7 protein-coding genes are annotated in these 11,439 nt (G+C 57.8%); 1 reads left to right on the top strand and 6 read right to left on the bottom strand.

Translation table 11 applies throughout. The features are described 5' to 3' along the window. Positions 1-439: 439 nt before the first annotated feature. The 3 genes from IRZ24_RS10780 to IRZ24_RS10770 form a co-directional block, all read right to left on the bottom strand. Positions 440-1,294 (bottom strand): VCBS repeat-containing protein, encoded by an 855-nt coding sequence (locus IRZ24_RS10780; RefSeq protein WP_297163782.1) that lies wholly within the window; start codon positions 1,292-1,294, stop codon positions 440-442. A gap of 174 nt (positions 1,295-1,468) precedes the next feature. Then, positions 1,469-3,433 (bottom strand): serine/threonine-protein kinase, encoded by a 1,965-nt coding sequence (locus tag IRZ24_RS10775; protein ID WP_297163780.1) that lies wholly within the window; start codon positions 3,431-3,433, stop codon positions 1,469-1,471. An 80-nt stretch (positions 3,434-3,513) separates the two neighbouring features. Continuing rightward, entirely contained in the window at positions 3,514-5,592 is a 2,079-nt protein-coding gene (locus IRZ24_RS10770; protein WP_297163778.1) for a DUF790 family protein, read from the bottom strand. 530 nt (positions 5,593-6,122) lie between these two features. On the opposite strand from IRZ24_RS10770, the gene IRZ24_RS10765 reads away from it, so the two are divergent. Further along, on the top strand, positions 6,123-8,342 hold the full coding sequence (locus IRZ24_RS10765) for a serine/threonine-protein kinase (protein WP_297163776.1): 2,220 nt from the start codon (positions 6,123-6,125) through the stop codon (positions 8,340-8,342). Between the two features lie 56 nt (positions 8,343-8,398). Here IRZ24_RS10765 and IRZ24_RS10760 read toward each other — a convergent pair whose 3' ends face one another. The 3 genes from IRZ24_RS10760 to IRZ24_RS10750 all read right to left on the bottom strand — a co-directional run bounded on the left by IRZ24_RS10760 (position 8,399) and on the right by IRZ24_RS10750 (position 11,301). Beyond that, positions 8,399-9,814 carry a DEAD/DEAH box helicase gene (locus tag IRZ24_RS10760; RefSeq protein ID WP_297163774.1) on the bottom strand — a complete coding sequence of 472 codons (1,416 nt, stop codon included), beginning with the start codon at positions 9,812-9,814 and terminating at the stop codon, positions 8,399-8,401. Positions 9,815-9,902: 88 nt separating this feature from the next. Further along, on the bottom strand, positions 9,903-10,871 hold the full coding sequence (gene meaB, locus IRZ24_RS10755; protein WP_297163772.1) for a methylmalonyl Co-A mutase-associated GTPase MeaB: 969 nt from the start codon (positions 10,869-10,871) through the stop codon (positions 9,903-9,905). A gap of 7 nt (positions 10,872-10,878) precedes the next feature. Then, positions 10,879-11,301, bottom strand: coding sequence for a cobalamin B12-binding domain-containing protein (locus IRZ24_RS10750; protein WP_297163770.1), 423 nt, complete (start codon positions 11,299-11,301; stop codon positions 10,879-10,881). Positions 11,302-11,439: the final 138 nt, after the last annotated feature.

The following is an 11,439-nucleotide window of genomic DNA, read 5'->3' as shown; positions in this document are numbered from 1 at the left end:
AAGTGCCCATGAGCGGTCTCGCTATTGCTCTAAGTCAGACTATTATATATTGGACACTTTTGATACTACTCATTTCATGGATAATCATTTTCGCTATTCTTGCATTGCGTCCGGAATCGTCCAGCCAGGGAGAGACTGAAGGGCGTGCCCACTCTATCCCGTCTGCCCCGGAAGCCAGCGCCGTGCCTCAATTCCAGACCTTACAGCATCTACGCTCACATTCAGAGGCCCTACAAGCAGTAGGGGTAGCAGTCAAGCAGAAGCAAGACCACTGAGCCGACACGTTTTGTGATAGGGGCCAGCCAGTCGGGCAGGTCCGCTGATTAGCTGTCTGTCTGGCCGGGGGAGAGGCACTGGCGCAGGCCAGCTCTCTCCCGGTGAGAGGCAGCGAGCAGATGGCATCGGGCGCGACAGTGCAGCTGGCAAGTGGCGGTTTGCTTTAGGAAGACGCATATCTGATCGGTTCGCCAGGCTGAGCCGGGCGGAAGGAACCATTCTGATTGATGAAGAAAAAGTGGCTACCCTCGATAGTCACGATCATATCGAGCTTGCCATCGCCGTTGACATCCTGGAAGCTGAGCGTTACAGGAGCGAGATCTTGGCCTGGCCCGACCAGTACCGGCCCCACATAGATGCGGGCTTTTGTGGCATCGCCCCCGGGCAGCTCAATGATCTCCACATGGCGATTGAGATTCAAGGCGATGAAATGGCTTGGGTTGCTAGGGGAATCGTTGTGACCCACCACGGCATCGATCTGGAAAGTCCGAGGACGCCCATAGCGCCAGTCATCAAGGGTAGTTTGCCACCAACCTGTCAGCGCGCTCAGAACAACCCAGCCAACGACCATTACCAGCCAAAAAAGTCCCAGCCACAGGAGCCAGTGATAGCGCCTGTCTGCTCGTTGCGGTGACCGGAGCGGCTCATCGGTCTGCCGCTCCCGTTCCCGTTCCCGCTCCCGCACTGTGCCCCCCGACCCCAGCGAGGCCTGACGCTCACTGGCGCGGCGGCGCATCGGAGCTACTGGGATCTCTCCTCCGTTCTGACGCCCCACATTGTGCCGCTGCGTACTGATGACACTGCTCTCCGGCAGCGCATCGGCTCGGGCGCGTCCTACTTCAGTCCTTACATCGGCCACTGCCTGGTAACGTCGAACCACGCTTGTGGGTCGCGCCTCTTTCCAATATTCCTCTTCGTCTCCTTCCTGACTCGTGCTGAGCAGCTCTTCTGCTGCGCCTGACGAGAGCTGACGCCGAGAGGGGGCCTCCACCGCTTGTCGAAGATGGCTCCGGTTCAAGCTGTCACCTGCTTCCTTTCTTGCGCTAGGCTCTTGTAACGATTTTTAGAAAATTTGTTCTAGTTTGTGGGGGACAGTATACCTCACAACGCCATCCTCGTCAAGCCACGCTTTTCGATGCTGAAGGTCGGCTGTTCCATCAATTAGGAGATGGCAATGTGCCTGCTTGGGCGGCTAGCGGTGGCGCTGGGTGATGCGTAGATAGAGATAGGCATCCAGCAAGCCACGCAGAGCGCCAATGGTGGCTAGCAAGCCTGCCCAGAGAAGAAGGGCAATCCACGGGGGACTGAACTGGGCAAAGAACCAGCTCTGTCTAACAAAGAGTAATCCCCAGGCACAGGTGAACAGGAAGGCGGTCACAAACATGAAGAGGCCAGCGCAGGCACTGGTTCGTATGAATGAGGCAATGGAGAGCTTGCGGGTCTCGATGGCTACCACCGCCCCAGGTGTTGGAGCAGCTACCAGCGCTATGAGCAGCAAGCCTAGCATATTGAGCAAATGAGCGGGAAAGAGATGCTGAGCCGAGGTGGCCAGGGTTAGGATCAGAATGATAGTGAGAGGCAGCAGCCCAGTCAGAGCTGCTTCGGCTGCCGCACGCCAGTGGACTGGGGCGCTTTCGACCTGGTCATGGGCTACATCGATTTGACCAAGCTGGCGCACAGCGTAGATATTGCTCCCTAATAGCAAGATGTAGGCAAGGAGCGGCAGCCAAGGGGCGGCAGCATCGGCCAGACCGATCAGGAGTGTGGCGCCCGCCAGGGCAACGAGAGAGGCGGCGCTTGTGCGGTAGATGGCTCCACTGACGTTGCGCAGCGCCCCACGCGTGACTCCGCAGAATCCTTGAGCAGCGAGGGCGAGCAGATTGACCCCTGTGGCCAGTAAGACGCCCAGATCAGCCAGCAGCATCCCCTTGCCAGCGCTAAGGGCATAGAGCAGGGCCAGAATTGGGAACTGGGCTACTAGAGCGATCAGGATCAGGCTGTAGTAGAAGAGACGGCGCCCCTCATGGAAAATCGGAGCAGGCTCGGTCTCTTCATCTGGCGACACGGATGATACAGGCTGTTCCTGGATTTGACGCTGTGAAGGCCACTCCCAGGACCGCGCTCCTTGCCGCCAAGGGGCGTTGCCTGTAGGGCCACTCGGCCCGGCTTTGCCTACCTGCCCGGCGCCTACGGCTTCGCTTACGGCCTCCCGCACTGGCTCGGCCACAGTCAGATCGCTGTTGTCAGCATTGCCACTGATGCGCAATACGCCCGAAGCTGGGGCAGGCAAAGCGCCTAGTACAGCACTGCGTAACGCCGCAGCAAGCTCTAGCGCACTCTGATAGCGATCTTCGGGCCGCTTGGCCAGGGCCTTGAGGACGACCTCTTCAACTGCCGGCGGCAGATCAGGACGCTTCTGGCGTGGCGAAGGCACTGGCTCACTCAGATGCTTGTTCATGACAATAAAGGGCGTGGTGCCAGTAAAGGGCACTTCTCCCGTCAGAAGTTCGTAAAGCACGACTCCCATTGAGTAGATATCAGAGCGATGATCAACGTCGCTGGTGCTAACCTGCTCAGGTGAGGCATACTCAACAGTACCAAGAAAGTCGCCAATAGCCGTCAAGGCGGGCAAGGTTTCCAGACGCACAATGCCAAAGTCGCTCAAGAGCAGGCGCCCATCCAGGTGAAAGAGCAGGTTCGCCGGCTTGACATCACGATGGACAATCCCAAAGCTATGCGCGTAGTTGAGAGCGTCGGCAAGCTGGCTGATGTAGCTCACAATGATGCGCAGGTCAAAGTAGCGTCCCTCACGCTTCATCTCATCGATGCGATCACGTAGCGTTCCTCCACGCATGTAGGGCATAACAAGATAAGCCAGACGCTCATTACCGACGAGCGCTTCATCATATTCGTAGATAGGGAGAATATTTTTATGCTCTAGGCGCGCAACAGTGTCGGCCTCGCGCCGAAAGCGTTCGAGAAAATTGCGCTGCTCCTCGGGATCGTAGCTGAGGGAAGGAATCAAGACCTTGACGGCGACTGTGCGCACGGGCCGCGATTGCTGAGCCAGGAAAACTGCTCCCATGCCGCCACGTCCAATGATCCGTTCTAGTGTACATGTGCCAAGTGTCACGCCTAGAAGCTCATTGACGTCCATTCTCTATCCTTAAGAAGCTTTCCCTTTGTTATTCTTAACTACCCATCAGGCCAAGAACGACAGGTGGGCGAGGCGATTGCTCAGGCCCAAAGATCAGGCTGGGCTGTCTGTGGAGCCGTCAGCGAGCGACGCCCTTTGGCGGCTCGCGTTCCTGAGCCAGGGCGAGCTTTATGCTCACGCGCGTTCCGCTGTGCGGCCAGAGCCGCGATTGTCGACAGCTCATGCTGCTCGCCGGCGACACTGGCCTCTGCGGGCCTAGGCGCGCTAAGCGTTCCACCTGCATAGGTGAGTTGTGCCTCAAAGATAGAACCGTGCTCGACGCTCACTCCTTCAATTTGTTCGAGCAGGGTTTCTAGCGCAGCATCCTCACAGCTCGCCAGACATGGCCATTGCAGGCGTAGCTCAGCCGCAACCGCTCCCCAAGCCGTTGGGCCTTGCCCTTCTACCCACTTTACGAACGAGGAGGCGAAGCGTTCGAACCACTCCTGCGTATAGAGGCCGACACCGGGGAGAAAGTGGATGCCCTGATCTGCGATCAGGGCCGCCGCCCGTTCTAGTTCGGACCGCCGATAGCAGTGTAACAGGCTGTAGCAGTCGCGTTCGGCAATAAACCCTTCCTGCCGAACCTGGTGTTGTATGGCCTCTCGATCAAGGAGAGCCAGGCGCGTGGCAAAGTCATCGTAACGGCTGCGGAGCAAGTGTAGGAGATCACCAAGGGCCACTTGACTATCGTAGCACACGATAGGAAAGATCCTCTCCAGGGAGGCGAAGGCCGCACGTGCCTCGCGCGGCATAAGAAGAACGATATCGTTCCTTCCCTGTAATTGCTGTAATTTCTGTATTTTGCGTTCTCGGTAAGAAGCTGTCCAGAAACCCAGGATCTCAACATAAATACGCTGCTGCTCTCTTGAAAGGGCAAAATCAGGAATAAAGATTCCTTCTCGTAATAGGAGCGGCTCGGGTTCACGCTCTAGATGCCAGCCCTCCAATCCCTGACCAGAACCACGCTCAAGAGCCTGGAAGGCAGCCGCAAAGGCGCTTTCAAGTTGACTGTCAAAGAGATCCTCGCTCTGCTCGGCTGGCTGCCCAGCCTGGGCAGTCACGAGAGGGGTTACGGCCTCCTCTGGCAAGGTAAGCAGAGCGAGAAGGGCCGCATCTAACGGTAAGTGATAAGCTCGCTCACCCAGATAGACCAGAGCTTCGGCGGCAATGATGGCCTTGCGCAGTCGCTCGCCGCTCCTACTGCTGCCCCCCCGTCGACGCCCAGCTTGGCCCGCGTCGGAGCGCGGCGCATACTCCAGAAGCAAGCGGCAGAGGCGCGCTAGCCGTTGCCCATACTGCTGAGGCAGACCTGTCATTTCTTGGGGACCATAACAAGTTAAGCGTAGACGGCGGGGCTGCTCGCTCTCGGAGAGGGGCCGAGGCTCACTTGACAGATCATCTGCATAGTCGAGATCATAATAGACACCGAGTCGGCGCGCCAGGTAGCAGAAACGCTTGATCACGGCCCCAATACCTGCTTGCCGGTCGTGGCGCAGTGCCTGACAGTCGAGGAGAAAGGTCACGCGGGCCGCATTGTTAAGGGCCGCCTCAAAGAGAGCTTGATTATAGTAGGCAATAATGGTCGCAGGTTGAGGAAGGCTTTCGCTGAGCCGGATCAGACGAGCCTCGTCCTCACTGTCAAGCACAAGGAGCCGCTCTAGTTCGGCCAGCGAGAGAGAGAAACGCTCAGCAAAAAGCGTCAACGCCGCTGCGCGCTCGCTACGCGCCAGAAAGCCATCGTAGCTGCTGTTGACGTAATCGAAGAGCGCCAGACGGAGCTGAACGGATGAGGAGATTCCCGCCTGTTGGAGGGCCAAGCGCGCTTGTTCACCGGCAGTCAGATGGCTCACCTCCTCGTTCCAGGCCGGCGGCTCCCAGGTGTACCAGCTTCCAAGAACGGCGATCAGTCCATCAGCTAGCCGATAGTCACCAATACAGGCACGCGCTTCATCCAGAGAAAAGATACGCCGTGGCTGCCCGAGCAGCTTTTCATAGTAGTCCAACAAACGCCCAATCTCAGCCTCCAACTCACCTGGCCGCAGCCAGTGTAAGGCTAGATAGCGCTCGCCGCCGCGACGGTAGACTTGCTTCTTGACATCCTGTAGACTGAGACGCACACACGATCTCCCTGATTTCTCGCCCCCGTCGTTCTCTAACGGACAGAGGCATTATAGCGCAAACAAGCGGCACTGCCTAGCAGTGACCTCGTTGCGCACTGGCCTGTAAGCAGGCGAGAGGCCAAGGCCAAGCTTGGGACCTTTGCCTTACTCTCCTCTATAGAATAGGACGTAGCCGGAGATGCTTTCTCTAAAGAGAAGTAAGAAAAAGTTACATTTCATTCTATGAAATCTTTTCTTTCGAAAAGAATATGGTTATGAAGGTTGTAAAGAAGCTGACCCAGAGACATTGGTATGATCTCATTGCATGGTTGTCCTACATCTGGTATAGTACTCACGGGAAGGCAATGGATGGGCATGGGGCTGGCGGGCGGCAACTCTCGCCCTCGAGTGCATTGATGAAGCAAGCAGGTAAGGAGGGGCCGCGCTGTCCTCACAAAAAGGGGCGGTTTCGACCGTGTTCTCCATCAGGTAAGGGAGAGAGTTAGACATTGTAGGACGACCACCATCCTGAACAGAGGGGGGTTGCTATGAGCACCATCCCGCGCCGCATTGGCAGATATGGATTGCAGCAGCAACTGGGCAGTGGCAGCCTGGGCGAGGTCTGGATGGCCTACGACCTTGAGCGCAACCAGGTGGTGGCGCTCAAGCTGTTTCACAGCGATTTGCAGGCCGACCCCAATTTCCTGGCGCGTTTCCAGCAAGCTGGCCAGATGCTGAGCGCCCTGCACCATCCAAACATTGTCTCGCTGCTCGGCTTTGAGGTATTGCGGGTACCTGAGACGAACAGTACGACTGCTTGTATGGCTATGGAGTATGTGGAGGGAGAGACACTGGCCGACTATATTCAACATACGCTGCGCAAGGGTCTCTTTCCTCCTATCTCCGCGCTCGTTTATCTCTTTAAGGCGCTCGGCGCCGCTCTAGACTATGCTCACCAGCAGGGTATTATTCATGGTGGCTTGAAGCCTTCCAATATCTTGCTGGACCAGCGTCATGCTTTGCATAGCAAGATCGGAGAGCCGCGCATTACTGATTTTGGCCTTGCTACGCTTTTCAAAGGCACGAGCAGCCTGCAGAGCGCTCTCTATATCTCACCCGAGCAGGCTCGTGGGCAACCCCCCACTGAACGCAGCGATATCTATTCTCTGGGCGTCATTTTGTATGAGCTGTGTACTGGGGTGCAGCCTTTCCGCAGTGAGAGCGCTGTTGCGTTGATGATGCAACATATTAATGTGTTGCCAACCCCCCCAATCCTGATTAATTCGAGCATTCCGCCGGGACTTTCAGAGGTGATTCTGCGAGCGATCGCCAAGGACCCGGCGACACGCTTCCGCAGTGCTTCAGCACTGGCTGAAGCAGTGGCGGAGGCATGCGCAGCGCTACCTACAGGCCAGCTTTCGCTAGGTGATGAGTTTCTGCGTGATGGGCACGGTCTCGAAGAAGCTGCTGGTTCCGTCTCTGGTCCTTTACCTGTCGCCACTGCCCAGACGACGCGTCGCATTCCGGCTGTTAAGCCAGAGAGGGGGACCACTCCCAGTACGCCTTTGCCGGCGCCGACCGCTTCCCGCCTTCCTCAGTCTCTCCCACCGGCTCCCTCGGCGCCGGCCCTACCACCAGCCACGACAGCGGTGCTGCCGGCTGTTCCATCGCGAGGGCGTGGCAAGGAGTTTCCTCTCAGTTACGCCATCATTAGTGGTGTTGTCCTCTGCATCATTATCCTGGGCGCCAGTATCGCCGGTCTCTGGCCTCATCAAAGTCAGCCAAGTAGTAAGCCCGCATCAACGCCTGGCGTGCCCGGTTATGTCTTCTTCCAGGACGATGCTTTAGGCCACGCCGATGTGCTACGCATTGAAATCGCTGGTTTGCCAGCGCCGGCAGCCAATCAGGCTTACTATGCCTGGATGCAGACAAGCGGTTCGCGCCTTGTCCCTCTGGGGAAGCTACCGACTACTAATGGCAAGGCTACCCTGGTCTATCCGGGCGATGCCCAGCATACCAATCTGCTCTCAGTGGCCAGCGGCTTCTTTATCACGCTGGAGGATGGTCAACAGCAACCTCAGAGTCCCACTGGCCCCAAGGTCTACGCTGGCAACCTGAGCAGCGCCGCGCTCCCTTACTTGCAGCATTTGCTCTATCAGGGGCCCGGATTGCCTGAGAAGGTGGGCATTGCTGTGGCGATGTTTGAAACGATCAAGTCTATTAATGAGAAAGCTGGCAGCATCGTGGATGATTTGCAAGGGCCTCACGATTACGGTCTAGCCTGGCGCCAGGCCAACCGTATTATTACGATGATCGATGGCACGAGCTATGCTCGCAGCAGCGGCGATCTACCTGCTAATCAGCCCGCGCTCCTCCAAATTCCCATCGGCCTCATTTCTTCGCCTTCTACTCCTGGTTATCTGGATATGATGGCGAGCGAGATCAGTCACTTGCAGGAGGTCGCTGGTCAAAATCCTACTATGCTGCAGCATATCCAGCATATCAATAATGCGTTGAGTGATCTGCGTCAGTGGGTGACGAATATGCGCACCTACAGCGCTAAACTGGCTCAGACCCCACTGGAGCAGATGGGCAGCCAGGCTGCGCTTGATCTGGCACTGCAACTGAAGAAGGCGGCGGCAGACTCCTATACCGGGCGCGTGATCCCGCCTAATGATCAGCCGACGCTCGACCAGGGTTCAGCCGGGATGTATCAGGCATATATCGAGTGCCAGTATCTGGCTGCAGTGCCCTTGCAAAAGGTCTGAACCAGCACTAGAGACGAGGCGAGACAGGGCAGGGCAAAGGATCTGGCTCGCCTCTTTCACGATGACTGACGTCGCCGACGAGCGATCTCTTCTTCGGTGGTACCTGCGGTAACGAGTTCATAGAGGAGGGCCTGGCCTTCTTTAGGACGCAGAACCCTCCCTAAGCGCTGGATATATTCCCGCTTGGTACTGTTTCCACTAACGATAATGGCCACCCGACAATTGGGCAGGTCCACCCCTTCGTTCAGTACACGCCCGGTGACAAGTTTGCTGTATTGCCCACAGCGGAAACGCTCCAGAATGAGCTGGCGCTCCTCGGCGGCGGTCTTGTAAGTGATACTGGGTAGACAGAAGCGCCGGCTGATCTCTTCAACAACCTGATTGTATTCGGAGAAGAGAATGACTTGATCGCAGGCGTGACGCTTCAGCAGTTCTTCGATCTGCTCGTATTTGGCCGCCGCATTGAGGGCAATGGTGCGCGCTTCCCGCCAAGCCAGCATGGCAGCCCGCGCCTCTTTGTCATGGGCACTGAGAAAGATGAGTTTCTGCTGAAAATCTTCAGGCGAGCGGATGGCGATTCTCCTACGACGCAAGAAGGAACGGTAAATAGCTCGCTGCTCGCTATAGCGCCGTTGCTCCTCGGGCGGGAGTGTGACCTCTATCCGCACTTCCTGATATTGGGCCAGGTAGCGATCTGCTGTTAGCTCTGCCGGGCTGCGCCGATAGATCTCGGGACCTATGAGTTCCTCTAGCTCCAGGTGGGCCATGTCGCTGCGCTCGGGGGTAGCGCTGAGACCCAGACGAAAGGGGGTAAAAGCACTGAGAGCGATCTGTCGATAGGTCGGAGCAGGCAGATGGTGGCATTCGTCGAAGATGAGCAGGCCAAAGCGTCGCAGCTCCAAGGGATAGAGCGCCGCCGAGTCATAGGTGATGACTGTGATCGGCTGCAGATCCTTGTCGCCTCCCCCAAAAAGGCCAATGGAGGCCGGGGCAAGCTGGAGCATGGAGGCTAGGGCAAGTCGCCATTGCTGGAGCAGGTCGATGGTGGGGACAACAATGAGTGTTGAGAGCCGCATGGCATGGATGGCCAGGGCCGCTACCAGCGTTTTGCCAGCCCCTGTCGGTAACACGATGACGCCCGCTCCGCCGGCGGCTAGCCACTGCTCCAGAGCCTCCCGCTGATAGGGGCGCGCTTCTACGGCGGGAGCCGGCAGGAAAGGCAGGGACGGACGCTCGTCAAAGGCAACTTGAAAAGGGGTTCCTTGCTGACTCAGCGCTTGCTTGACGGCAGCGAAATGTATGGGTAAAGTGCGCAAGAAGCCATGACGGCGGTCGCGTCCGAGCTGGGCTGCGACCCGCTGCGGCAAGTGCGACCCAAAGAGGCGCTGCAAGAGTTCGTTGGTCGGCAAGGCTTCCCAGTCGGGGGGCGGCAGCAGTACCAGATCTCGCCCGCGTAGATCGATCACAACCATTGCTACACTCCTCGTCCTGCCTGCTTGTCTACGGTTCCCTCTCGCCTGGCCTATCCGTGCGCACTGCCTGCCGCCCGAGCTGCCCTGCTCAATGAGAGATGCCAAGACGGGTCTCTAGCTCGCGCGCGACGCTATAGGGGTCACGTGCCCGCTGGTTAATCTCGCTGAGCAGACGCCGCCACTCATCGGGACTGACCTGCTCTTCCAGGGACTGGAGCACCCTCTGCACAATCAGAGCTTCGATCTCGCTACGGATCTGGCGCTGTGCGCGCTGTTGGAGGAGGCCACTTTCTTGCAGAAAGCGGCGATGGCGCTCTAAGGCCTCCACAAGCTGATCAATTCCTTCGCCCTTGAGGGCGCTGGTCAGCACAATTGGTATGCGCCAAGCCGCCGTACGGCGATCGGGAGCCAGGCTCAACAGCATGGCCAGTTCAGCGGCAGTCTGGTTAGCACCTGGCTTATCCTTCTTGCTCACGACAAACAGGTCGGCAATCTCTAAAATACCAGCCTTGAGGGCCTGCACCTCATCGCCCAGGCCCGGAGCACAGACCACCATCACGCTATGGGCAGCGCGCATGATTTCGACCTCAGCCTGCCCTGTGCCGACGGTCTCGATCAGGATAGGGTCATAACCGGCGGCATCCATTGCACGCACCACGTCGCGCGTGGCCGCAGAGAGGCCGCCCAGGCTGCCGCGACTGGCCATACTGCGAATGAAGACGCCCGGGTCCCCCGCTAGCTCCATCATACGGATGCGGTCGCCGAGCAGGGCGCCGCCAGAGAAAGGGCTAGTGGGGTCAACGGCGATCACGGCCACACGTCGCTCGCGACGGCGAAATTCCCGTGTGAGTTGCGTCACCAGGGTGCTCTTCCCAACCCCAGGGGCTCCTGTGACCCCAATGATGTGGGCATGTCCGGCATGTCGATGTAGCTCAGCCAGGCATTCGCGTGCGCCAGGTACTCCATTTTCGATCAGGGTCACCATGCGCGCTAAGGCCCGCCGATCACCGGTGAGCAGGCGTTCAATCAACTGCTGGTTCTGATTTTGGTTCTGCAAGCCGCACCTACACCTCTACCTGGAGACGCTCAGGATTGATATTCTCACGAACAAATTGGATGATCTGTTCAATGGGAGTTCCTGGTCCAAAACAGCCCTTGATGCCCATCGCTTTGATGGCCGGGATGTCCTCATCGGGCAGAATACCGCCAGCCGCTACGAGGACATCAGTGACGCCATTTTGCTTCAAAAGCTCCATGATGCGAGGGAACAGGGCCATGTGAGCGCCAGAGAGGATGCTCAGGAGGATGGCATCGACATCTTCCTGAATGGCGGCTTCGACGATCATCTCTGGGGTTTGACGGATGCCCGTATAGATAACCTCCATGCCTGCATCGCGCAGGGCACGGGCGATCACTTTTGCGCCACGGTCATGCCCATCCAGTCCTGGTTTGGCAACCAACACACGAATGGGGCGAGTTGCAGCCATAAGGTGACTCCTTTGTCTAACCCAACCTTGCTGAAAGAAGCACTGAATCTGTACCAGACCACCCTCGCGGCAGAGACTATGCAGGCTCAGATGGTAGGCACTTTGCCCATCGCTCTTGGTCAGAGCACTTCCATTCTA

Source organism: Thermogemmatispora sp. (genome assembly GCF_019683755.1).
Classification (GTDB): Bacteria; Chloroflexota; Ktedonobacteria; order Ktedonobacterales; family Ktedonobacteraceae; genus Thermogemmatispora.
This window is presented reverse-complemented; position numbering and strand designations above follow the sequence as displayed.